The following is a 24,761-nucleotide window of genomic DNA, read 5'->3' as shown; positions in this document are numbered from 1 at the left end:
AAGCGAAGGAGGAGAAGACATTATGGCAACCAGATTCAAAAATGGAGTTGTAAAATATTTTAAAGACAATATTGGTATTATCATTGCATTACTGGCAATGTTCATTTTCCTGACCGTATTCCCGACCACGAGAAGCACCTTCCTGACCCCGAAGAACATGTTTAACATTCTTCGTCAGAACGCTTCCAACCTGTTCCTGGCAACCGGTATGACCATGGTTATTATCCTTGGCGGTATCGACCTTTCCGTAGGTTCTGTTATCGCTCTGTCCGGTGTTGTGGCAGCAGGATGCGTGGTAAACTTCGGACTTCCGGAGGCTGTTGGATTTATCGCAGCAATCGCAGTTGGTGCAGCAGTAGGTCTGTTCAATGGTTTCATCATCTGTAAGACCGACATCCCGCCTTTCATTGTAACGCTGGCATCCATGAACATTACAAAGGGTATTGCACTGGTACTGACTGGCGGTGCTCCAATTCGTTGTATGACGGATGCATTCAAATTCCCGGGTGCCGGTTATGTAGGACCGGTTCCGACTCCGGTTATTTTGATGTTTATCATATTTATTCTTGCGGCACTTATGATCAACAAAACCCAGCTGGGACGTCACATCTACGCAGTAGGTGGTAATGTACAGGCAGCAAAGTTTTCAGGAATCAGTGTTCAGAAAGTAAAATTTATTGTATATGCATATACCGGTGTTATGGCTGGTATTGCAGGTGTTGTCATCGCATCCCGTCTGTATTCCGGGCAGCCGACAGCCGGCGACGGAGCTGAGATGGATGCCATTGCATCTGTAGTAGTTGGTGGAACTTCCATGAGTGGTGGTTCCGGACGTATCGGCGGTACTTTAATCGGTGTCCTGATCATCGGTGTTCTGAACAACGGACTGAACCTGATGGGAGTGGATTCCAACTTCCAGTATATCGTAAAAGGTCTTGTAATCCTGCTGGCTGTATACGTAGACTTCCTGCGTAATAAGAAAGCCGGTCGTTAATGACAGAAATATCCATATAATGGAACATAAAAGCAGAGTCCTCTGTACTTTCTGGTACAGAGGCTCTTTTTTTTTCGCCAAATTTATGGAAGGTTTAGAATTTGGGTGTTATAATGAAACACATGAGGGAGGATGGCCAGAGAATGAAAAAATATAGACTGACTGCATGGATCCTGATCTGCATTTTGACGCTGTCAGGATGCGGTATGGTGGGAGATACAAAAAGTGAGCATGAGCCAAAGATCTTTGGTGCTACCTATATGACCCGGAATAATCCGTATTTTGATGTGCTCCATGAAGCCATTGAAGAAGTGGTGGAGGCAAACGGAGATATTCTCATTTCTAGAGATCCCAGCCAGAATCAGGAAAAACAGAATGACCAGATTCAGGAAATGATTGATGAAGGAATCGAAGTTCTGTTTCTGAACCCGGTGGATCTGGAAAAAGTGCGCCCGGCACTGGAAGCCTGTCAGAAAGCAGGAGTAGTGGTGATCGATATTGATACCATGGTAAAGGACATGGAATATGTGACGGCGGCCATTGAGACGGATAATTATCAGGCGGGGGTACTCTGCGCCCAGGACATGATGAAACGGGTAAGTCAGGCGAAGATTGTGGTAATCAACAATCCCATTCAGGCATCCATCAATAACCGTATTAAAGGATTTATGGACACGATGGCAGACAACCCCAATTATGAGATTGTGGCCCAGGCTGTGGGGGCCGGCGAATTCGAGATTTCCGCAGATGCCATGGCGACGATTCTGAAAACCAATGTGGAATTTGATGTGGTGATGGGAGGAAATGATCCGACGGCTCTTGGCGCACTGGCATCCCTGCAGCAGTATCACCGGGAGGATGGAGTGCTGATCTACGGCATTGACGGATCTCCGGATTTCAAATCCATGCTGAAATTAGGTTATGTGACAGGAACCAGTATCCAGAGTCCAAAGACCATCGGAAGAGTAGCCGCAGAGGCGGCGTATCAGTATCTGGATGGAGAGGAAGTGGAACCTTATATCAGTATCGAACCGGAGATGCTGACCAGAGAAAATCTGGGAGATTACGAGATTAACGGCTGGCAATAAGGAGTAACTAGAATTATGAACGATAAAAAAGACCAGTATGTCACGAGTTTTCAGGCGGCCATGCTGATATTGAATATCATTGCAGTAGGACTTATCTGTGGTTTTATTTATGTGACCACGAACCGGATCCTGGCTCATTATGATGCGAGAACTTTTTTGGACAATGTTGTGACCATTCCGGTGAACCCCAGGGAGAATCTCATAGTCTGCATGGGAATGATGCTGGTGCTGGTGGTGACCTTTGCCGTGCGGCAGGTGTGTCAGCAGGAGCATAGCCGGTTGACGGTATGTACTCTGGCGGTGGATGCTTTTGTTTGTGTCAGTCTGGTAGTACAGATGGATTTTAATTATAATGGACTGCTGCTTCTGGTATTTGCCAATGTCATTGCCTATGTCAAGGATGGAAAGGTGAAGATTTTTTTCGTGGCTATGGCCATTGCAGGGTATCTGGTAGCGGACTATGAATTGTTATCCATCTATAAACCTCTTTACAGTGTATCGGATTATATCCGGTATTATCCCTCCAACACCCAGCAGTATCTGTTCAGTATTTATAATGTTATTATTTCATTGAATATTATTCTGTTCATTGTCTATTGTGTCTATGTTATTAATGCGCAGCGAGGCACCATTGAAGAAGTCAATCAGCTCTATCATGAGCTGCAGACGGCCAATGAGCAGCTGAAGGAGTATGCGGATATGTCCGAGCGGATGGCCCAGACAAGAGAGCGGAACCGTCTGGCCAGAGAGATTCATGATACGCTGGGACACACCCTGACCGGTATTACGGCTGGCTTGGATGCCTGCCTTGCCATGATTGATATGGCTCCGGACCAGACGAAGAAACAGCTGGAGATGCTGTCACAGGTCAGCAGGGACGGCATTAAGGAAATCCGGCGTTCTGTGAATGAGCTGCGGCCCGATGCACTGGATCGTTTGAGTCTGGAGGTCGCTATCCGGAAAATGGTCATGGATATGAGTAAAGTATCCGATGTGGAGATTTATTTTGAAACTGAGGAAAAATATCTGAAGTTCGATGAAGATGAAGAAAATGCCATTTACCGGGTGATTCAGGAGAGTATTACCAATGCGGTTCGTCACGGACAGGCGAAAAAGATCTGGATTACCCTGAAGAAAATTGACGGTGAGATTCTGCTGGTTATCAAAGATAATGGAATTGGTTGTGAAAAAGTGAAGAGTGGTTTTGGAACCAAGCATATAAAAGAAAGAATTGAAATGTTAAAAGGAACGGTGTCCTTTGACGGCAGAGATGGATTTACGGTGACTGCCCGGATTCCGATCCGATGGGGGGAGACATATGATTAAAGTATTGATAGCGGATGATCAGGAACTGATCCGGCAGAGTCTGCAGATTGTATTGAACAGTAAGGCTGACATTGAGGTGTGTGATGTGGCGGCAGACGGACAGGAAGTGATCCGCAGTATCCGGAAGGAGAAGCCGGATGTGATTCTTATGGATATCCGGATGCCAAAGATGGACGGGGTACAGTGCACCAAGATCATTAAAGAAAACTATCCGCAGATCAAGATTATTATTCTGACAACCTTTGATGATGATGAGTATGTCTACAACGCATTGAAGTTCGGAGCCAGCGGTTATCTCCTGAAAGGTGTTTCCATGGATGAACTGGAGAATGCCATTAAAACCGTCTACAGTGGCCGGGCGATGATCAATCCGGATATAGCCACCAAGGTGTTTAAACTGTTTTCACAGATGGCACAGGCTGATTATTCCATTACTGTTGGAAATAAAGCGGCAGAAGAGCTGACCAGGACGGAGTGGAAGATTATCGTGCAGGTTGGAAAAGGTGCTTCTAATAAAGAAATCGCAGAGACTCTGGGACTTTCTGATGGCACGGTGAGAAATTATTTAAGCAGTATTCTGAATAAATTAGACTTAAGAGACCGGACACAGCTGGCTATCTGGGCGGTTCAGACCAATGCGGCCAGCAAACTGGCAGAGCTGGAAGAGTAGGAGGCGCGGATGAAAGGACAGAAAAAAGCCTTTGCCTGTCTGGCAGTGCTTGGAACGGCGCTTCTTTTGTGCGGTGCGGCCTGGGCTGGAAGACAGAAGGAGACCATTCTGGAATTCGGGATGATTACTGGAAGTAACTGGGATGTGGCCAATGCCAATAGTTTTGTCATCATTGATCAGGCGATTGAACGGTTCGAGACAGAGCATCCAGGTGTGAAGATTCATTACTACAGTGGTGTCCGGAAGGATGATTATTCCGAGTGGTTCTCCAGAAAACTGCTGGCAGGCAAGGAACCGGATGTGTTCATGGTGCTGGGGACGGATTTTAATCAGTTTTCTTCCATGGGTGTTATGAAGAATCTGGAGCCTCTTATGGAAAAAGATCCGGATTTTGATGAAGAAAAATATTTCAGCAGCTCGCTTCGCTCCGGACAGCATGGAGAGGTACAGTATGCGCTTCCCTATGAGACGGTGCCTACTCTGATGTTTGTAAATAAAACGCTTTTGGCAAAGGAAGGCATTGCCATGCCGAACCCGGACTGGAACTGGGACACGATGTACAGCATCTGCCAGAAAACCACCAAGGATTTAGACGGAGACGGTGTCCTGGATCAGTTTGGCTGCTATAATTTTGGCTGGATGGATGCAGTTTATTCCAATGGTGGAGAAATTTTTGAAGCAGACGGCAAAGAAAGCAATTTCACGGATGAGAAAGTAGTGGAATCTATTCAGTTTGTACGGAGACTAAATGATCTTTATCAGGGACAGAAAGTAACCCAGGAAGATTTCAATGCCGGTAACGTGGTATTTATGCCTCTGACCTTTGCAGAATACCGTACATATAAAACATATCCTTACAAGATCAAGCGTTATGCCAATTTCCAGTGGGACTGTATTACCATGCCGGCTGGCTATCAGGGCGGCAATTTGTCACAGGTAGACAGTCTTCTTATTGGAATCAGCGCTCATACAAAACATGAGCAGCTGGCATGGGAATTTTTAAAGCTTTTGACGTATGATGAGAAAATTCAAACGGAGATTTTCCGAAGTTCCCAGGGTGCATCGGTACTGAAGAAAGTAACAGAGTCTAAAGAGATGGAGAGCATCGTGCAGGAGGATATGGAAGAGAGTGATACGGTTATCAGCGGCAGACTTCTGGGAAGAATTATAGAAGAAGGTCAGATTGAACCGCAGTTTAAACGTTACGAACAGGCTTTGGCTTTGGCGGACAGTGAGATTGGTCAGATTCTGGAAAATGATGAGACCATCGACAGCAGTCTGAAGATTCTGCAGAGAACCGTCAACAGCTATCTTCAGCAGTAAAAGAGAAAGGATAAATATGAACGAAAAGTGGAAGGATTATTATTATAAAGGATTGGCTGTATTTTTGACAGTGGCCATGTGTATTCTTTTCTTCTTTGTAGTGTTTCGGTTAGAGGAGCTGGGACATTATGTGAAGATGGTCGTTAATATTCTGATGCCCTTTATCTATGGAGCAGTAATTGCGTATCTTCTGACTCCGGTATGCAAAGTGATCCAAACCTATCTGGAAGACAAAACGCAGCTGCAGCGCCGTCCGCCGGAAAAAGCAAAGAAACTCAAAAGTCTCTTTAAGGGAATTTCTATTCTGCTGAGTATTCTGCTGTTCTGTCTGATTATCTATGCATTGATCGCCATGCTGGTACCACAGCTGGTCAACAGTGTGATTCTTCTGGTAGATGCCATGCCGGGGTACATTCAGACAGCCAGTATCTGGCTGGAAAAGCTGGTGGAAGATAATCCGGTCATGCTAAGATATGTGGAGCAGTATTCTACGGACATCATGGATTATGTGCAGAATTTTGCGAAAACCAGCCTGCTTCCTAATATTAATAATATCATTACAGGTGTATCGGCAAGCCTTCTGACCATGATCGGTGTGGCAAAAAACCTGATTATTGGTCTTATTGTGGCAGTTTATTTTCTGAACAGCCGGGAACTGTTCTGTTGTCAGGCCCGTCTGATGACCCATGCTATTTTCCGCGACCGGGAAATGACGGAGGAAGAAAAAGCATCCGGAAAAGAACAGAAGGCAGAATGGATTATTCGGGAGACGAACGTACTGAACGAATATCTGGGGGGATTTGTAAAAGGAAAACTTCTGGATTCTCTGATTATCGGTTTGATTTGTATGATCTTCACGGCGGTTGTCAAGATGCCTTATGCGGTGCTGGTCAGCGTGATCATTGGCGTGACGAATATTATTCCCTTCTTTGGACCGTTTATCGGAGCAATTCCAACTGCATTGCTTATTTTAATGGTAAGCCCCATTCAGTGTGTGTATTTTGTGGTATTTATCATTGTGCTCCAACAGTTTGACGGAAATATCCTGGGGCCGAAGATTCTGGGAAATACGACTCAGCTCAGCAGTTTCTGGGTGTTGTTCGCTATTTTGTTGTTCGGCGGTGTCTTTGGCATTGTGGGCATGATTGTCGGAGTACCGATCTTTGGATTTGTCTATCATCTGATCCGGGACTGGATGCATGACCGTCTTGGAATCAGGAAAGCAACAAAAGAATAAAAAATGATAAAAAGGCATGATCGGAAATTCCGGTCATGCCTCTTTTAGACATCTAAAGTGTTACTATGCGTTCTTCTTGTGAGTGTATTTCTCTTCGCAATATTTGCAGCGGTAAATGCCCTTCTTCGGATCGGTCAAAAGGAAGATCTGCTCAAGCTCCTGCTCGATGGAGGTGATGCAGCGTGGGTTCTTGCATTTTACCACGTTGTGAATTTCCTTCGGAAGAGAAAGAGTTTTCTTCTCCACGATCTTATCATTTTTGATAATATTGACGGTGATATTGTGATCAATAAAACCAAGGGCGTCAAGGTCAATTTCGTCAATCGGGCACTCAATCTTGATAATGTCTTTTTTGCCCATTTTGTTGCTCTTTGCATTTTTGATGATGGCAACGGTGCAGTCGAATTTATCGAGTCCCAGGTATTTATAGATTTCCATGCTCTTGCCGGCTTCGATATGGTCCAGTACGAAACCTTCGTGAAGTCCACCAATATTTAACATACTTTTACCTCCAGAAGTGTGAGAATCAGAGCCATACGGACGTAGACGCCATACTGCACCTGACGGAAATAAGCAGCTCTCGGATCTTTGTCCACTTCGACAGCAATCTCATTGACTCTGGGAAGCGGATGCATGACGATCATGTCTTCTTTTGCCAGTTCCATTTTCTGATTGTTCAGGATATAGAAGTCCTTCAGACGTACATAATCCTCTTCGTTGAAGAAGCGTTCTTTCTGCACACGGGTCATGTAGAGCACATCCAGATCCGGCATCACATCTTCCAGACGTTCTACTTCACGATAGGGAATATTGTTGGCTTCCAGAACTTCTTCTTTAATATAACTTGGCATCTTCAGTTCTTCCGGAGAGATGAAGATAAAGTTGACACCCTCATAACGTGCCAGTGCACGTACCAGAGAATGAACGGTGCGGCCGAATTTTAAGTCTCCACACAGACCGATGGTAAAATGATCCAGTCGTCCCTTTAAAGAACGAATTGTTAAAAGATCAGTTAATGTCTGGCTTGGATGCTGATGACCGCCGTCACCTGCGTTGATCACCGGAATGGAAGAAGCAGCGCTGGCTACCATGGGTGCACCTTCTTTTGGATGACGCATGGCACATATATCGGCGAAACAGGAAATCATACGAATGGTATCAGAAACGCTCTCACCTTTGGAAGCGGAGCTGCTTGCTGCAGAAGAAAAACCTAAAACATTACCGCCAAGATTTAACATGGCAGCTTCAAAACTAAGACGGGTACGAGTACTTGGCTCATAGAAAATAGTTGCAAGTTTTTTGCCTTCACAGGCGTGTGCGTACTTTTCCGGATGCAGTTCAATGTCATGGGCAAGATCCAGAAGATGGTCAAGCTCTTCGACACTGAAATCCAGGGGACTCATCAGATGTCTCATAGATACCTCCTAATATGTCGATGTTTTTAAAACTCTCTAACCCAAGAGAATACACCATTCTATATAAAAATGCAAGATCTTTTTTGAAGAAAATTATCCCCCAGGGAGGCTTGTTTGGAATACCTGCAGACGATATACTGGTCTGAAGAGTAAAAAGGGAGATATAGAGTAACATGAGTCAGACATTGGAAGAAATCCGCCAGTACTGGAACAGTCGGGCGGAAGGATATACATTGAGCAACCGGGAGGAGCTGGAGGATACATCTCATCTGGCAGTCTGGAAAGAACGGATTCAGAAGGCGCTGGAGGGGCATCCCTGCCATTCTGTGCTGGATGTGGGATGCGGACCAGGATTTTTCTCGATTCTGCTGGCAAAGATGGGGTATGAAGTAACGGCCATTGATTATACAGAAAATATGCTTGGAGAGGCGAGAAAGAATGCTGCGGACTTTGGGGTGAATGTAACATTTCTCCGGATGGATGCCCAGAATCTGGATTTTGAAGATGAGCGCTTTGATCTGGTCATCAGCCGGAATGTATTGTGGAATTTGGAAGCACCGGAGCAGGCCTACAGGGAATGGATGAGGGTACTGAAAAAAGATGGTACACTCATGAATTTTGACGGAAATTTCTATTATTATGTAACAGATGAGGAATACGGCGACCGTACCCGTTGGGAGCATAAACATATGCAGGGAGTCAGCGCCAATCCCATTGACCGGATCGGTGAGCAATTACCGTTGGCGAGAAAATTCCGACCGGAATGGGATATGAGCGTGCTCAAAGCACTGGAACCGAAGAAACTCGTATCAGAGGTGACCAACGACAAAATCCTGCAGGACGGACATCGCCTGGTATTGAATTTTTTTGTGACAGCTGTCAAATAACGAATATGAATATGGATATAACAAAGTGACAGTTGCGTGAGTCTTCCTGCTCATGCTACAATAATCGGCAGCGAAAAAACGAACAGAAAGGAAAGAGCAGAGTATGAGAGGACTTTATTCATCAAAGACAAAAATCCGTCATCAGATTTTTACGGAGATTGCCCGCATGGCTTATGAAGGTGGTGATTGTAGTAAACTGGAAGAACTTCCCTATAAAATAGTACCCGGAGAGGTAGCATCTTACAGAGAGAGCATTTTTCTGGAGAGAGCTGTCGTGGGAGAACGTCTTCGTGTGGCGATGGGACTTTCCCTTCGGAAGATTTCTGAGCATTCTCTGATTTCCCAGGGAGTGGAGGCCAGTGTTGTAGAGGAAAAATATTATGAACCGCCTCTTATTAACATTATCAAATTCGCCTGCCATTCCTGCCCGGAGAACCGTGTGATCGTAACGGAAGGATGTCAGGGATGTCTGGAGCATCCTTGTAAGGAAGTCTGTCCCAAGGGGGCCATCTCAATGGTAAATGGCAAGTCCCATATTGATCCGGAAAAATGTATCAAGTGTGGAAGATGTGTGGATGCCTGTCCCTATAATGCGATCATCCATCAGGAACGCCCCTGTGCCAAAGCCTGCGGTATGAATGCGATCCACTCCGATGAGCACGGAAGAGCAGAAATCGATCAGGATAAGTGCGTTTCCTGTGGTATGTGTCTGGTAAGCTGTCCCTTCAGTGCAATTGTGGACAAGGGCCAGATTTTCCAGACCATTCTGGCAATCAAGAGTGAGACGCCGGTATATGCCATCGTGGCACCGGCTGTGGCAGGTCAGTTTGGTCCGGATATGAAGCCGGAGAAAATCCGTCCAGCCTTCCAGGCGCTGGGCTTCAAGGATGTGGTAGAGGTAGCGGTAGGCGCGGATCTTTGTACCATTGAAGAGGCAAAGGATTTTATGGAGGAAGTACCGGAGAAACTGCCGTTTATGGGAACGTCCTGCTGTCCGGCATGGTCTGTGATGGCGAAAAAGCTGTTCCCGGAATATGCGAACTGTATTTCCATGGCATTGACACCTATGGTACTGACAGCCCGCATGATCAAACAGAAGGAACCGGACTGCAAGGTAGTCTTTGTGGGACCCTGTGCGGCAAAGAAGCTGGAAGCAAGCCGAAGAACTGTCCGCAGCTATGTGGATTTTGTTCTGACTTTTGAGGAATTACAGGGCATGTTTGATGCAAAGAATGTGAATTTTAAAGAATTGCCGGACGGAGAACCCCTTATGCAGGCAAGTGCTGACGGACGCGGATTCGCAGCCAGTGGCGGTGTGGCAGCGGCAGTTGTCAAAGCGGTGAAACGGATGGATCCGGATCGTGAAGTGAAGGTGGTCAGTGCAGAAGGCCTGGCAAACTGCAAGAAGATGATGCAGCTTGCAAAAGCCGGAAAATATAATGGATATCTGCTGGAGGGAATGGCTTGTCCGGGCGGCTGTATTGCCGGAGCAGGAACGATCCAGCCCATTAAGAAGACCAATGCTTCTCTGGAACTTATGAAGAAGCAGGCAGCATTTACAGATTGCATGGATACAGCATATGAGAATCTTCTTCCGCAGCTGGAAGAATTATAAGAGAACAATAAAAAAGCCGGAGCACGTTAAATGCTCCGGCTTTCTCTCACATAACTGTATGCAGGTGTGAGCTCTTACACAGTATGGGAAGTGAGGGAGATGCCTCCTTTTGCCAGGGTTTTCTTCAGAATGATGTATACTACCATCGCCCCCGCTACGGAAAGGATATCTTTCGGCAGATAAGGTACGGATACCAGTAAAAATGAGGGGATAAAGTCCATCTGTGCGATGATGGAATAATGAAAAGCTCCCAGCACATGACAGATCATAAGTCCTGCCAGACCGAGAATGCCGCCGGTCACATGGTTTTTCATTTCTCCACCCATGCCGCAGAAGAATGCCTGGAATAAGAATCCATACAGGAAACCTCCGGTGTAACCGAACAGTTTGCCGATGCCTGCGGTCATGCCGGTAAAGACCGGAACTCCGATGAAACCGAGAATCAGATATAACAGGACACAGAGGGTACCGCGTCTGCGTCCCAGGCTGAAGCCGCACAATGCAACTGCAAAAGTCTGAAGCGTGATCGGAACGCCGGAAGGCATGGGAATCTGAAGAATGGAGAGAACTGCGAGGACCGCAGTGAACATACCCACCATGGCGATGGTCTGAGTGGAAGTGTTTGAATTTTTCATAACAGTCAACCTCTTTTCGTAAATTAATAACTATTATATCGAGGCGGTTAACTGTAGTCAATAAAAAACTCTGCGGAATCCTTGTCCGGATTCCACAGAGTCGTAAATTATCGGGAAATCAATTTGATTCGTTCAAAACTTTCATCACTGATGACATGCTCCATACGGCAGGCATCTTTTTTTGCGGTTTCTTCACTGACCCCAATGGATACGAGAAACTGCTGAATGACCAGATGCTTTTCATATATTTTCAAAGCAATGGAAAGACCTGCGCCGGTTAATACCAGATTACCATGATCGTCCAGTGCAACGAATCCATTTTCGCGGAGACGTTTCATGGCAACACTGATGCTTGGCTTACTGTAACCAAGATAGTTGGCTACATCAATGGAACGGACATTTCCCAACTCCTTAGAGAGTACCAGAATGGCTTCCAGGTAATCCTCAGGAGATTCCTGCATTTTCATAGTTCGCTTTTCCCCCTTCACTTCCCGAATCCAAGGAAAAAGTTCCTTTAGACATGGTATTTTATATCCATAGCATACCACATGAGGAGGTGGATTGCAATTGAAAAACAGGAAGGAACATCGTATAATGTTAACTATTCAGAGTAAATCGTTACGAGTAATGACGCAGGATGAGGAGACGATATGAAAGAAGAAAGAAGTCAGGAGCTTGCAGAAAAGGCGGTAAAACTGGCGGATCTGTGGATTCGAAAACGGCTGCCCTGGCTTGGAGGTGCTCTGATGGTGCCGGTAAATGAATGGCTGGAAAGTGACGTATCTGGGACAGATGGACTACGGATTTTCTGGAACCCGGATGAAGTCTGTAGATTTTTTGAGGAGAGTACAGCAAAACTGGCCCGCAGATATCTGCATCTTCTGCTTCATGGGTTATATCTTCACCCTCTGCGGGAAGAAAAAGTGGAAGAAGAACTCTGGTGGCTGGCATGTGATCTGATGACGGAATATCGAATTGACAGAATAGATGTACCGGGATTTCTTCGTCCGGTACCAGCCGAGAGGAGCCGCAGCTACCGGAAAATCCAGGAAGCAGGGGCGGAATTGACGGAACAGGGTGTCGCAGAGTGGCTTTTGCATCTTAATAAGGAGCAGATCCGGGAACTGGAGCAGACTTTCCGGTGGGATGACCATAGCTGCTGGAGGAAAGACGATGAACCGGAGCATCATATGGAACGGATTTCGGAGCGGGTGGAAGAGCTGAAGCTCTGTACAGAAGCGGTTCACCGGTGGAGGACAGTCTGGATGCAGGCATCCGTGCAGCGTCAGGAGCATAAGCGGCAGGCAGGCGGCAGCGCCGGAGGACAGAGCCAAATGATCAGACTGAAAGAAGACCGGCAGTATGATTATCGGGAATTTTTGAGAAAATATGCCGTCTGGGGTGAGACTCTCAGCCTTGATACAGACAGTTTTGACTATCTTCCTTATGATTACAGCCGCAGAATGTATGAAAATCTGCTGCTGCTGGAACCTTTGGAATATAAGGAAGTGCGGCGATTACGGGAATTTGTCATTGCTATTGATACGTCCGGATCCTGTTCAGGAAAAGTGGTGCGGCAGTTTCTCACGGAGACATGGGAAATCTTTCGGGAACGGGAAAATTTTTTTGAACACATGAATATCCACATCCTTCAGTGTGACTGCGTGATTCAGGAGCATGTGCGAATCACATGTCAGGAAGAATGGCAGGAGTATGTGAATCATGTGGAAGTGAAAGGACACGGGGACACAGATTTTACTCCGGTATTCCGGCTGGTGGATAAGATGATCCGTGAAAAGGAACTGACAAATCTGAAAGGACTTTTGTATTTTACGGATGGGGATGGGATTTATCCGGATTGGATTCCTTCCTATGAAACAGCGTTCGTATTTTTAAACCAGGAACTGAAAAAGGGAAAGGCGCCGGACTGGGCGGAAGACCTGACCCTTGGATTGGAGATATAGTATGAATATACAGGAAGCCAGAGAGGAGATCATCGAGACTCTGCGGGCATATACAGCCAGGGACGAAGCCGGATGTTTCCGTATTCCGACGGTGCGGCAGCGGCCGCTTCTCATTATGGGACCGCCCGGTATCGGTAAGACGGCTGTGGTGGAGCAGGCAGCCAGAATCTGCGGTGTGGGACTGGTATCCTATGCCATGACCCATCATACCAGGCAGAGTGCGGTCGGTCTGCCTCAGTTGGTCCAGCACAAATATGGAGAAAAAAGCTGTACAGTGACGGAATACACCATGAGTGAGATCGTGGCGTCCATTTATGATTATATGGAAGCAACCGGATTCCGGGAGGGCATTCTTTTCCTGGATGAGATCAATTGTGTGTCGGAGACACTGGCGCCTACCATGCTACAGCTTCTACAGTTTAAGATGTTCGGAACCCATCGGGTGCCGGAGGGCTGGATCATAGTGGCGGCCGGAAATCCGCCGGAATTTAATCACGCAGTGCGGGAATTGGATATGGCGGCACTGGATCGGGTGCGGACGTTGGAAGTAGAGGCAGACGTGCGGATATGGCAGTCCTATGCAGTGGAGAGGGGCATACATCCGGCGGTGCTTTCCTATCTGGAAATGAAGCCGGAACAGTTCTATCAGGTAACGGAGATCCGGAAGAAGAAAGAGTTTGTCACGGCCAGAGGATGGGAAGATCTATCTGCGGTTTTAAAAGAGTATGAACGACAGGGATTGGCAGTAGGAACCTCTTTTATGTCAGAATTTTTAAGCAATCCGGAGGTGGCGGCAGATTTTGATACCTATTACCGGATGGACCGGAAGTTCCAGGGACGGTACAGGCTGCCGGAACTTCTGGACGGAAAACTGCCGGAATCAGAAGAAACAGAACTGATGCAGAATCTGCAGCAGGAAGGAAAAGATGCGGCATGTATGTGTGTGCACCATCTGCTGGCAGCTGTATCAGAGCGGATGACTTCCTATGGAATCCATGTGCGGCAGCAGAAGCGTCTTCAGGAGGTGCTGTCCTACCGGGATCGCTATTTCACGGAACACGGAGAAGGAACCCTGCGGGAATTTTTGGAACAACGGAAGAAAGAACTTCGCGTCCGCAAAGAACATGGTCTCTTAAAGGATCAGGAAGAACGGCTGGAACAATGGGTAGACCGGCAACTTCTGGATGGCATGGATGACAGCTTGCCGGGAAAACATTCCATGGAAGAAGAAAAGAAGGCTGTTTTAGCGGCTATGAACCGGGGAACGGATTTCCTGGTACATGCATTTGGGACAGATCTGGAGCTGTCAGACTGGCTCTGGGGACTGAAACATCACGGGGATTACCGGCTCTTTGGATTCCAGAGACCGGAATATGACCATATTACAGAAGAAAAAGATCTGGAGAAGAAACTTCGGGATCAGTTAAAAGAAATGGAGGAACAATATGAAACTTGTAATCGCATCTGACATTCATGGTTCTGCATACTATTGCAGAAAACTACTGGAGCGTGTGGAGAAGGAACAGCCGGACCGGCTGGTATTTTTGGGAGATATTCTTTACCACGGTCCGAGAAATGATCTTCCGAAAGATTATGCACCGAAGGAAGTTATTGCGATGCTGAATCCTTTGAAGAAGAAAATTCTCTGTGTCCGCGGGAACTGCGATACGGAAGTGGATCAGATGGTACTGGAATTCCCGATTTTGGCGGATTATGGATTTTTATACGAAAAAGGGCGCATGATTTTCCTGACCCACGGACATGTATTCAATGAAAAGAATCTGCCGATGCTGGGAAAAGGAGACATTTTACTTCATGGACATACTCATGTGCCGGTATGCAGAGAGCATGAGACCTATATTTATATGAATCCGGGCTCTGTCTCTATTCCGAAAGAAGAAAGTGCCCACAGTTATATGACTTATGAGGACGGACTGTTCCAGTGGAAGGATCTGGATGGACAGGTATATATGGAATATCGGATCTAAAATATTTATATTTATTCACAAAAAAGCTTGCAATCGTGAATAAATGCATTATAATTAGTCAATGATAAAAGTTTATGATACTTTTTATGAGGAGGAAACTATTATGAAAAAGAAAATCGTAAGCGTAATGCTGACAGCAGCTATGGCAGCTACTCTTCTTGCAGGATGCGGAAGCAGCAGTGCAGCAACTGATACTGCAGCAGATGAGACCACTGAGGCAGCTGATGAGACTGAAGAAGATGCAGAAGCAGCTGAGGATACCGAGGCAGCAGCAGAGGACGCAGCAGAAGTAACGACTGTAGAGCCGGGTGTTCTGACCATGGGTACTAACGCAACATTCCCGCCATATGAGTACAAAGATGGAGATGACATCGTAGGTATCGATGCTGAGATCGCACAGGCAATGGCTGACAAACTTGGCTTGAAGCTTGAGATCGTTGATATGGACTTTGATTCTCTGATCGCTTCTATCCAGTCCGGCAAGATTGACATGAGCCTCGCTGGCATGACGGTAACCGAGGAGAGAAAACAGAACGTAGATTTTACTGATTCTTATGCAACAGGTGTTCAGGTTATCATCGTAAAAGATGATTCTGACATCGCTTCCGTAGATGATCTGCAGGATAAACTGATCGGTGTTCAGCAGGGAACTACCGGACATCTGTACTGCGCTGATGACTTTGGCGAGGATCATGTAAATGCACTTCCGAATGGTGCTACTGCTGTACAGGCACTGCTTCAGGGCAAGGTTGACTGTGTAGTTATCGACCAGGAGCCGGCAAAAGCATTTGTAGAGGCTAACGAGGGACTGAAGATCCTTGATACTGCATACACCACAGAGGATTATGCAGCAGCTGTATCCAAAGACAACCCGGCACTGACTGCAGCACTGAACAAAGCGCTTCAGGAGCTGAAGGATGATGGAACCATTCAGGGAATTCTTGATAAATACATCAAAGCAGAATAAGTTCTGAATCTGAAAAGAACAGAGGCGGAGGTGTTCCGTATTGAACACCTCCGTTTTTCCTGTATAGAAGCCCAAAACATCCGGAAAAAACCGCATGGATATATAAGAAGCAATCTGAGACTTGCTTTTTATATATCCATACTGTAAAATAAATGCATATTTATGCGTAAGAGCAAAGTTTATTTGCACAAAGATACGAAACGAGGGAAATGAAAGGAGCCATAATTATGTGGGAAAGTCTTAAGATGGGATTCTATCAGACATTTATACTGGAAGATAATTACCAGTATTTCGTAAAAGGTCTGGGAACCACGCTGACGGTAACTATTTTTGCATTGATCATCGGTGTGATCATCGGTGTACTGGTGGCAATCATCCGTTCTGCACATGACCAGCAGCCGGAGAAAAAGAAAGGACTGCCGCTTAAAATTCTCAATGGAATTTGTAAAGTGTATCTGACGGTGATCCGTGGAACGCCTATGATGGTACAGCTTCTGATCATGTGGTTTGTAGTGTGGGCAAGCGCCAGATCCACAGACAGCAATATGATGAAATGTGCGATTCTGGCATTTGGAATTAACTCAGGCGCATATGTGGCTGAGATCTTCCGTTCCGGCATCATGTCCATCGACAAAGGGCAGATGGAGGCAGGCCGTTCCGTTGGTCTGACCTATGCAACGACCATGCGTTATATCATTATTCCGCAGGCATTCAAAAATGTACTGCCGGCACTGGGTAATGAGCTGATTACCCTTGTAAAGGAAACATCCGTTGTAACCGTTATCGGTCTTCGCGATCTGACCAAAGGAGCTATGATCGTCCAGGCTAAGACTTATCAGGCGCTGGTTCCCTACGTTGCGATTGCAGCAATCTATCTGGTGATAGTAATGTTCCTGACATGGATCATGGGAAAAATGGAAAGGAGACTGAGACAGAGTGATTTACGTTAAAGGATTATCCAAATCATACGGTGACAATCAGGTTATCAAAAATATTGACATGCATATTGCTCCCGGGGAGAAAGTCGTTATCATCGGACCGTCGGGTTCCGGAAAATCTACCTTCCTGCGCTGCCTGAATCTCCTGGAGCAGCCGACTTCCGGAAGTATCGTATTTGACGGACAGGAGATTACCGATCCGAAGGCAGACATTAATGAGATCCGCCGTCATATGGGAATGGTATTCCAGCATTTTAATTTGTTCAACAACCTGACGGTGCTGGACAATATTACACTGGCTCCTATCAAATTAAAGATCATGACGAAGAAAGAGGCAGAGGCAGAGGCCATGCGTCTTTTAAAACTGGTCAACCTGGAAGAAAAGGCAAATGCTTACCCAGCACAGTTGTCCGGAGGACAGAAACAGCGTATTGCCATTGTACGTTCCCTTGCCATGAAGCCGAAGGTAATGCTCTTTGACGAGCCAACTTCCGCACTGGATCCGGAGATGGTTGGTGAGGTTCTGGATCTGATGAAGAAACTGGCTGACGACGGTATGACCATGGCAGTGGTCACCCATGAGATGGGATTTGCAAGAGAAGTGGCTACCAGAGTAGTATTCATGGATGAAGGCATTATTATGGAAGAAAACAATCCGAAGGATTTCTTTGGTAATCCGCAGAATGAACGACTGAAAAGTTTTCTCGCAAAAGTGTTGTGATTTCTTGCTTTCTATGATAGAATGAATCTGTTTAACACGTAGGAGGTGTGAAAATGGAGATTTTAAGATATATCCTCATGGGGATGTTCGTGTTAGTATGTATCGTAGCTACCGTATTGGTACTGCTTCAGGAGGGCAGATCTCAGGGACTTGGCGCCATCGCTGGTGCAGCAGAGAGTTACTGGGGTAAGAATAAAGGACGTTCCATGGAAGGAAATCTGGAGAAATGGACCAAGATTCTGATGGTTGTATTCTTTGTTCTGGCAGTTATCCTGAATCTGAGTATTTTCTAATATTGAAATGAGAACATGATAAGCACTCCGGCGGACAGGAGTGCTTATTTTCGTATAGGATGAGGAATCATGAAAGAGAGGTGAGATGATGACAGAAGAACAGATGAAAGAGAGAAAGAAGATGCTCTGTGATCTTATGGATAATGACCTTTATGTACCCATGAAGATCAAGGAGCTGGCAATCCTTCTTGACATTCCCAAAGAAAAGCGGTCTGATCTGCAGGAAGTGTTGGATCAGCTCATGCTGGAGGGAAAGGTGGAAGTTTCCCAGAAGGGTAAATACAGTAAAGGCAAAGGAAAGCTTCTGGCAGGTGTATTTACTGCTCATGCCAAGGGCTTTGGATTTGTGACTGTAGAGGGCATGGATGAGGATCTCTTTATTGGAGAGGATAATACCCATGGGGCCATGCATCAGGACACGGTGCAGGTAATGGTGAAGCCGGGCATCAGCGGAAAGCGCCGGGAGGGCGTGGTGACAAAAATTCTGTCCCGAGGCACAGTGAAGCTGGTGGGAATTTATCAGGAGAGCAAGAATTACGGTTTTGTGATTCCTGATAATGAACGGTTTATCCGGGATATTTTTATTCCGAAAGAAGAGTCAAAAGGTGCCATGAACGGTCATAAAGTAGTGGTGGAACTGACAGATTATGGCACGGAGCGGAAGAACCCGGAAGGAAAAGTGGTGGAGATCTTAGGCCATATCAGTGACCCGGGTACGGATGTCCTCTCTATCGTAAAAGGCTATGACCTGCCTACAGAATTCCCGGAGAAGGTGATGAACCAGGCGGAGAAGGTGCCGGATGCCATCAGTGAGGCGGATATGGCAGGCCGGATGGACTTAAGAAACCTGCAGATGGTGACCATCGACGGTGAAGATGCCAAAGATCTGGACGATGCGGTTTCGCTGACAAGAGAAGGTGAAAATTATGTACTGGGTGTACACATTGCGGATGTAGCCAACTATGTACAGGAGAGAAGTGCTCTTGACCGGGAAGCTTTGAACCGCGGCACCAGTGTCTATCTGGTAGACCGGGTGATTCCTATGCTTCCAAGAAGATTATCCAATGGAATCTGCTCCCTGAATGCAGGAGAAGACCGTCTGGCCATGAGCTGCATCATGACAGTGGATAAAAAAGGAACGGTGATAGATCATGTGATCACGGAATCTGTCATTCATGTAGATCAAAGGATGAGTTACACCGGCGTACAGAAGATCCTGGACGGAGATGAAGCTGCTCTGGCAGAATACGAAGTACTGATTCCCATGATTCGTGATATGAAAGAACTGGCGGATCTCCTGCGTGCAAAGAGAAAGAAGAGAGGTTCCATCGACTTTGATTTTCCAGAGACGAAGGTGATCCTGGATGAGCAGGGCAAACCGGTAGATATCCGCCCCTATGACCGGAATGCAGCAACAAAAATCATCGAGGATTTCATGCTCATTGCCAATGAGACCGTGGCAGAGGATTATTTCTGGCAGGAAGTTCCCTTCCTTTATCGAACCCATGATAATCCGGATCCGGACCGGATGCGGAAACTTGCTACCTTTATCAATAACTTTGGATACAGCATCCGTCTGAAAGATGATGAAGTCCATCCGAAGGAACTGCAGAAACTGCTGGCAAAGCTTGACGGCACACCGGAAGAAGACCTTATCAGCCGGCTGACCTTACGTTCCATGAAGAGGGCAAGATATACGACAGACTGTACCGGACATTTTGGCCTGGCAGCCAAGTATTACTGCCATTTTACTTCGCCTATCCGCCGGTATCCGGATCTTCAGATTCATCGGATCATCAAGGACTGTCTCCGGGGACGGATGAACGAGGAAAAACGGCAGCATTATGAAGCTATTCTGACAGAGGTGGCAAAGCAGTCCAGTGAGCGGGAACGGAAAGCTGATGAAGCGGAGCGGGAGACCATTAAGCTCAAGAAGGTAGAGTATATGAGCCAGCATCTGTGGGAAGTGTACGAAGGGGTTATTTCCGGTGTCACTGCCTGGGGTATTTACGTGGAACTGCCGAATACCGTCGAAGGTCTGGTGCGCGCTGCCTCTTTACAGGGGGATTATTTTGAGTATAATGAAAATGAGTATGCCATGGTCGGAACCCATACCGGAAAAGCTTACAAATTAGGTGAGAAAATCCGAGTGCAGGTCGTGGCAGCAGATAAAATGACCAGAACCATTGACTTTGAACTGGCAGAAGACGAAGAAGAGTGAGGAAGGCATGGCAAAGGATAGTATTAAACTTATTGCAAATAATAAGAAAGCATATCATGACTATTTTATAGAGGAGACTTATGAGGCGGGCATTGCCCTCCATGGAACAGAGGTAAAATCTCTCCGTATGGGAAAATGCAGTATCAAGGAGTCCTTCGTTCGCATCGAGAAGGGTGAAGTCTTTATCTATGGCATGCATGTAAGCCCCTACGAGAAGGGAAATATTTTCAACCGGGATCCGCTGAGAGTGAAAAAACTTCTCCTTCACAAAGGCGAGATTAACAAGCTGGTGGGAAAGATAGCGGAGAAAGGTTTTACATTGGTTCCTTTGAAAGTGTATTTTAAGGGAAGTCTCGTGAAAGTTGAGATCGGTCTTGCCAAAGGTAAGAAACTCTATGATAAGCGTGCGGATATTGCAAAGAAAGATATGCGGCGGGAAGCGGAGAAAGAATTCAAGGTTAGAAACCTGTAATTAGTGCTTTACAAATATCTTAGGGTATGGTAAAGTAATCGAGTATGAGTTTAGCCGTCATTCAGAGCCCGGACAACTCCGACCGACCCTTAATGACAGGCGATTAATAGAACAGGAGGAAATATCATGATTTCAAAGGAAAAGAAACAGGCAATTATCGCTGAGTACGGACGCTGTGAGGGAGACACCGGTTCACCGGAGGTTCAGGTAGCTATCCTGACCGCAAGAATCCAGGAGCTCACTGAGCATCTGAAAGAGAACCAGAAGGATCATCATTCCAGAAGAGGTCTGCTGAAAATGGTTGGACAGAGACGTGGAATGCTTGCATACCTGAAAGAAAAAGATATCGAGAGATATCGTGCTCTGATCGCAAAATTAGGTCTGAGAAAATAATCAACCATCATAGGGCGGAGATTTCTCCGCCCTGTTTTTGAAGATGGGTACTTGCCTGGTAGTGGAAGATAAGTTCCGAGACCACTGAAAAGGACAGAAAAAATGAGACAAGGGTCTGTATTTTTCAGTAGTTTCGGTATCTTCCGCTATGAAACTTATGTAAGAAATGGAAAGGAGATACAAGAGTATGTACAAAAGTTATACCATGGAGCTTGCCGGCAGAACCTTAAGAGTAGATGTGGGCCGCGTGGCAGCTCAGGCAAATGGTGCAGCATTTATGCACTACGGAGACACCGTTGTTCTCTCCACTGCAACTGCATCTGACAAACCGCGTGATGGAATTGATTTCTTCCCGCTGAGTGTTGAGTATGAAGAGAAATTATATTCTGTAGGAAAAATCCCGGGAGGATTCAATAAGAGAGAGGGAAAAGCATCTGAGAATGCCATCCTGACTTCCCGTGTGATTGACCGTCCGATGCGTCCTCTGTTCCCGAAGGATTACAGAAATGACGTTACCCTGAACAATATGGTTATGAGCGTAGATCCGACCTGCCGTCCGGAACTTGTTGCCATGCTTGGTGCTGCAATCGCAACCAGCATTTCTGACATTCCCTTTGCAGGACCCTGTGCCATGACTCAGGTGGGCATGATTGATGGAGAGTTTATCATCAACCCGACCCAGGAGCAGTGGAAGAAAGGCGACCTGAACCTGACCGTTGCTTCTACCCGTGAGAAAGTGATCATGATTGAGGCCGGAGCAAATGAGATTCCGGAAGCAAAAATGATTGAGGCTATTTACAAAGCTCATGAAGTAAACCAGACCATCATCAAATTTATCGATGAGATCGTAGCAGAGGTTGGCAAAGAGAAACATGCTTACACCAGCTGTGCAGTTCCGGAAGAGCTGTTTGCAGCCATCAAAGAGATCATTCCGCAGGAAGAGATGGAGAAGGCTGTATTTACCGATGACAAGCAGACCCGTGAGGAGAATATCCGTGTCCTGACTGAGAAGCTGGAAGAGGCTTTTGCAGAAAATGAGGAGTGGCTTGCTGTTCTTGGTGAAGCGGTATATCAGTATGAGAAGAAGACTGTCCGCAAGATGATCCTGAAAGATCACAAACGTCCGGATGGACGTGAGATCACCCAGATTCGTCCGCTGGCAGCTGAAGTAGATATTATCCCGAGAGTACACGGTTCCGCTATGTTCACCCGTGGACAGACTCAGATCTGTGACGTATGTACACTGGCTCCGCTGTCTGAGCAGCAGAAGCTGGATGGACTGGATGAGCATGAAGTAAGCAAGAGATACATGCATCATTACAACTTCCCGAGCTACTCTGTAGGAGAGACTAAACCCTCCAGAGGACCGGGACGTCGTGAGATCGGTCATGGTGCACTGGCTGAGAGAGCTCTGGTTCCGGTATTGCCGAGTGAGGAAGAGTTCCCTTATACGATCCGCTGTGTATCCGAGACCTTTGAGTCCAACGGTTCCACTTCCATGGCTTCTACCTGTGCATCCTGTATGTCTCTGATGGCAGCAGGTGTGCCGATTAAGAAGATGGTAGCAGGTATTTCCTGCGGTCTGGTAACTGGTGAGACTGACGATGATTTCGTACTTCTGACCGATATCCAGGGTCTGGAAGACTTCTTCGGCGACATGGACTTCAAGGTAACTGGTACGACTGACGGTATCACGGCTATCCAGATGGATATTAAGATCCATGGACTGACCAGACCGATCGTAGAGGGTGCTATTGCAAGATGCCGTGAGGCAAGACTCTTCATCATGGATAACTGCATGAAGCCGTGCATCGCTGAGCCGAGAAAAGAGGTAGGCGAGTACGCTCCGAAGATCATCCAGATGAGCATTGACCCGCAGAAGATCGGTGATGTAGTTGGCCAGAGAGGTAAGACCATCAACGCAATCATTGAGCAGACCGGCGTGAAGATCGATATTACTGATGACGGTTCCGTATCTATCTGCGGTACTGATAAGGCAATGATGGATAAGGCTAAAGAGCTGATTAATATCATTGTAAGCGAGTTCGAAGAGGGACAGGTTTACGTAGGTAAGGTTGTCAGCATCAAAGAGTTTGGTGCATTCCTTGAGTTTGCTCCGGGCAAAGAGGGCATGGTTCATATCTCCAAGATCGCAAAAGAGCGGATCAATCATGTAGAAGATGTTCTGACTCTCGGTGATGTTGTGAAGGTTGTTTGCCTTGGCAAAGACAAGATGGGACGAATCAGCTTCTCTATCAAAGATGTGAAAGAAGATTAAGCAGTTATCTTCTAAAAAATAAGAAATAAAGTGACTCCGCAGATGAGTAACCATCTGCGGAGTCTTTTTTTTCGACATTTCTAAAAACTGGCAAATTTTGACATCCCGTTTGTGTTACTCTGTTTCCACTGAAAAATGTTATCAAAAAACTGTATGGCTGGGAATACATAATGTTAAGATAACAGTTTATCCTAACATAACAGGAATGATACAAAATCAGAAGAGAGGGACAAATATATGGATCATATCATCAGGATGACATTATTGGATACATTTAAAAGGGAGTTAATCAATGAAGAAAAGAGTGATCTGACGATTGAAAAATATATCAGGGATGTAGGTGCATTTTTTCGCACTATGGAAGAGGGGACTGTAGTGACGAAAGAAAAGGTGATTCAGTACAAACGTAAGTTGATGGAGCAATATACACCGTCCAGTGTAAACTCCATGCTTGCATCCATCAACCGTTTCTTTAAAATGATGGAGTGGTACGACTGTACTGTCCGCAGCCTGAAGATCCAAAGGAGTAGTTTCCGGTCAGAAAAACAGGAACTGACCATTGGAGAGTACAAAAAGCTTTTGAAAACAGCAAAAGATCATAAGGATGAGAGAATGTATCTTTTGATCGAAACGCTGGGGGCAACCGGAATCCGGATCAGTGAGCTGCCGTTTATTACAGTGGAAGCTGTGATGCAGAGAAGGGCTACTGTGTCACTGAAAGGAAAGACGAGAATCGTCTTGCTTCCGATGGAACTGAGAAGAAAACTGCGTGCATATGCCGGTCAGAAAAATATCAGTACAGGAAGTCTTTTTGTCACGCGGTCCGGGAGACAGATGGATCGCAGTAATGTGCTGCATGCAATGAAGAAGCTTGCTTTAGAAGCGGGCGTTGCACCTGAGAAAGTCTATCCCCATAATTTCAGACATCTCTTTGCGTGTACGTATTATCAGAAAGAAAAAGACCTGTCCCATCTGGCGGATCTGCTGGGACATTCCAATATTAATACCACACGAATCTACACATGTATCAGTGGGGAAGCACAGGAGGTGAAGCTGAAAAATCTTGGACTGGTCATATAGACAGAAAATAAAAATACCACATAATATCCATTATGCGGTAAAACCTTTATTGACTACATAGAAATTGCTATCATTTGGTTATAACATAGCACATTTTTCTGATAATTACAATATCTATTGCTGTTAAAATTTCGACAAGAAAATGATAGTATGCACTCTTTTTAAAACTGGGCACACAAAGCAGACGAGTCAGCTGTTTAAAGGCTGTTCCGTCTGTTTTGTGTGCTTTTTAGTTCGGAAAATCATGGAAATTCAG

At 46.1% G+C, this 24,761-nt stretch carries 24 protein-coding genes; 20 read left to right on the top strand and 4 right to left on the bottom strand.

From position 1 onward, the window contains the following. The first annotated feature begins 22 nt into the window (after positions 1–22). From ACZMB2_RS05405 to ACZMB2_RS05380, 6 genes are all read left to right on the top strand, one after another. Complete coding sequence (locus tag ACZMB2_RS05405; protein ID WP_487595868.1) at positions 23–994, top strand: ABC transporter permease; 972 nt, start codon at positions 23–25, stop codon at positions 992–994. A 143-nt stretch (positions 995–1,137) separates the two neighbouring features. Beyond that, positions 1,138–2,082, top strand: a complete 945-nt coding sequence (locus tag ACZMB2_RS05400; RefSeq protein ID WP_487595867.1) for a sugar ABC transporter substrate-binding protein — start codon at positions 1,138–1,140, stop codon at positions 2,080–2,082. Between the two features lie 15 nt (positions 2,083–2,097). Further along, entirely contained in the window at positions 2,098–3,408 is a 1,311-nt protein-coding gene (locus ACZMB2_RS05395; RefSeq protein ID WP_487595866.1) for a sensor histidine kinase, read from the top strand. Further along, positions 3,401–4,078, top strand: a complete 678-nt coding sequence (locus ACZMB2_RS05390; RefSeq protein ID WP_487595865.1) for a response regulator transcription factor — start codon at positions 3,401–3,403, stop codon at positions 4,076–4,078. Before ACZMB2_RS05395 ends, ACZMB2_RS05390 begins: the two co-directional genes overlap by 8 nt. Positions 4,079–4,087: 9 nt before the next feature. Continuing rightward, positions 4,088–5,401, top strand: a complete 1,314-nt coding sequence (locus ACZMB2_RS05385; protein ID WP_487595864.1) for an ABC transporter substrate-binding protein — start codon at positions 4,088–4,090, stop codon at positions 5,399–5,401. 16 nt (positions 5,402–5,417) lie between these two features. Then, entirely contained in the window at positions 5,418–6,638 is a 1,221-nt protein-coding gene (locus ACZMB2_RS05380) for an AI-2E family transporter (protein WP_487595863.1), read from the top strand. 63 nt (positions 6,639–6,701) lie between these two features. Here the strand turns inward: ACZMB2_RS05380 and ACZMB2_RS05375 are convergent, their stop codons facing one another. Both ACZMB2_RS05375 and pyrB read right to left on the bottom strand, forming a co-directional pair. After that, complete coding sequence (locus tag ACZMB2_RS05375; protein WP_487595862.1) at positions 6,702–7,139, bottom strand: aspartate carbamoyltransferase regulatory subunit; 438 nt, start codon at positions 7,137–7,139, stop codon at positions 6,702–6,704. Further along, entirely contained in the window at positions 7,133–8,053 is a 921-nt protein-coding gene (gene pyrB / locus ACZMB2_RS05370; RefSeq protein ID WP_487595861.1) for an aspartate carbamoyltransferase, read from the bottom strand. Before pyrB ends, ACZMB2_RS05375 begins: the two co-directional genes overlap by 7 nt. 173 nt (positions 8,054–8,226) lie before the next feature. Between pyrB and ACZMB2_RS05365 the strand changes: the two genes are divergently transcribed. Continuing rightward, on the top strand, positions 8,227–8,940 hold the full coding sequence (locus ACZMB2_RS05365; protein WP_487595860.1) for a class I SAM-dependent methyltransferase: 714 nt from the start codon (positions 8,227–8,229) through the stop codon (positions 8,938–8,940). Between the two features lie 103 nt (positions 8,941–9,043). Next, entirely contained in the window at positions 9,044–10,555 is a 1,512-nt protein-coding gene (locus tag ACZMB2_RS05360; RefSeq protein WP_487595859.1) for a 4Fe-4S dicluster domain-containing protein, read from the top strand. 74 nt (positions 10,556–10,629) lie between these two features. Here ACZMB2_RS05360 and ACZMB2_RS05355 read toward each other — a convergent pair whose 3' ends face one another. Both ACZMB2_RS05355 and ACZMB2_RS05350 read right to left on the bottom strand, forming a co-directional pair. Next, positions 10,630–11,190: a biotin transporter BioY gene (locus ACZMB2_RS05355; protein WP_487595858.1), complete on the bottom strand. Its 561-nt coding sequence runs from the start codon at positions 11,188–11,190 to the stop codon at positions 10,630–10,632. A gap of 107 nt (positions 11,191–11,297) precedes the next feature. Beyond that, complete coding sequence (locus ACZMB2_RS05350) at positions 11,298–11,657, bottom strand: metal-dependent transcriptional regulator (RefSeq protein WP_487595857.1); 360 nt, start codon at positions 11,655–11,657, stop codon at positions 11,298–11,300. A 183-nt stretch (positions 11,658–11,840) separates the two neighbouring features. On the opposite strand from ACZMB2_RS05350, the gene ACZMB2_RS05345 reads away from it, so the two are divergent. From ACZMB2_RS05345 to ACZMB2_RS05290, 12 genes are all read left to right on the top strand, one after another. Further along, positions 11,841–13,154 carry a VWA-like domain-containing protein gene (locus ACZMB2_RS05345; protein ID WP_487595856.1) on the top strand — a complete coding sequence of 438 codons (1,314 nt, stop codon included), beginning with the start codon at positions 11,841–11,843 and terminating at the stop codon, positions 13,152–13,154. 1 nt (position 13,155) lies between these two features. Then, positions 13,156–14,622: an AAA family ATPase gene (locus ACZMB2_RS05340; RefSeq protein ID WP_487595855.1), complete on the top strand. Its 1,467-nt coding sequence runs from the start codon at positions 13,156–13,158 to the stop codon at positions 14,620–14,622. Further along, positions 14,600–15,142 carry a phosphodiesterase gene (gene yfcE, locus ACZMB2_RS05335; protein WP_487595854.1) on the top strand — a complete coding sequence of 181 codons (543 nt, stop codon included), beginning with the start codon at positions 14,600–14,602 and terminating at the stop codon, positions 15,140–15,142. The genes ACZMB2_RS05340 and yfcE overlap by 23 nt, the downstream gene beginning before the upstream one ends. A gap of 103 nt (positions 15,143–15,245) precedes the next feature. Continuing rightward, positions 15,246–16,109: an ABC transporter substrate-binding protein gene (locus ACZMB2_RS05330; RefSeq protein WP_487595853.1), complete on the top strand. Its 864-nt coding sequence runs from the start codon at positions 15,246–15,248 to the stop codon at positions 16,107–16,109. 227 nt (positions 16,110–16,336) lie between these two features. After that, entirely contained in the window at positions 16,337–17,059 is a 723-nt protein-coding gene (locus ACZMB2_RS05325) for an amino acid ABC transporter permease (protein WP_487595852.1), read from the top strand. Next, positions 17,046–17,768 (top strand): amino acid ABC transporter ATP-binding protein, encoded by a 723-nt coding sequence (locus ACZMB2_RS05320; RefSeq protein ID WP_487595851.1) that lies wholly within the window; start codon positions 17,046–17,048, stop codon positions 17,766–17,768. Before ACZMB2_RS05325 ends, ACZMB2_RS05320 begins: the two co-directional genes overlap by 14 nt. 53 nt (positions 17,769–17,821) lie before the next feature. Then, positions 17,822–18,061 (top strand): preprotein translocase subunit SecG, encoded by a 240-nt coding sequence (gene secG / locus ACZMB2_RS05315; RefSeq protein ID WP_487595850.1) that lies wholly within the window; start codon positions 17,822–17,824, stop codon positions 18,059–18,061. A gap of 88 nt (positions 18,062–18,149) precedes the next feature. Next, positions 18,150–20,282 carry a ribonuclease R gene (rnr, locus tag ACZMB2_RS05310; RefSeq protein ID WP_487595902.1) on the top strand — a complete coding sequence of 711 codons (2,133 nt, stop codon included), beginning with the start codon at positions 18,150–18,152 and terminating at the stop codon, positions 20,280–20,282. 7 nt (positions 20,283–20,289) lie between these two features. Beyond that, positions 20,290–20,754: an SsrA-binding protein SmpB gene (smpB, locus tag ACZMB2_RS05305; RefSeq protein ID WP_118770182.1), complete on the top strand. Its 465-nt coding sequence runs from the start codon at positions 20,290–20,292 to the stop codon at positions 20,752–20,754. Positions 20,755–20,880: 126 nt separating this feature from the next. Beyond that, entirely contained in the window at positions 20,881–21,147 is a 267-nt protein-coding gene (rpsO, locus tag ACZMB2_RS05300; protein ID WP_118770181.1) for a 30S ribosomal protein S15, read from the top strand. A 187-nt stretch (positions 21,148–21,334) separates the two neighbouring features. Next, entirely contained in the window at positions 21,335–23,425 is a 2,091-nt protein-coding gene (locus ACZMB2_RS05295) for a polyribonucleotide nucleotidyltransferase (RefSeq protein WP_118770180.1), read from the top strand. Positions 23,426–23,680: 255 nt separating this feature from the next. Then, positions 23,681–24,505 (top strand): tyrosine-type recombinase/integrase, encoded by an 825-nt coding sequence (locus tag ACZMB2_RS05290; protein ID WP_487595849.1) that lies wholly within the window; start codon positions 23,681–23,683, stop codon positions 24,503–24,505. Positions 24,506–24,761 lie beyond the last annotated feature (256 nt).

Source organism: Hominiventricola sp. (genome assembly GCF_057604405.1).
This window is presented reverse-complemented; position numbering and strand designations above follow the sequence as displayed.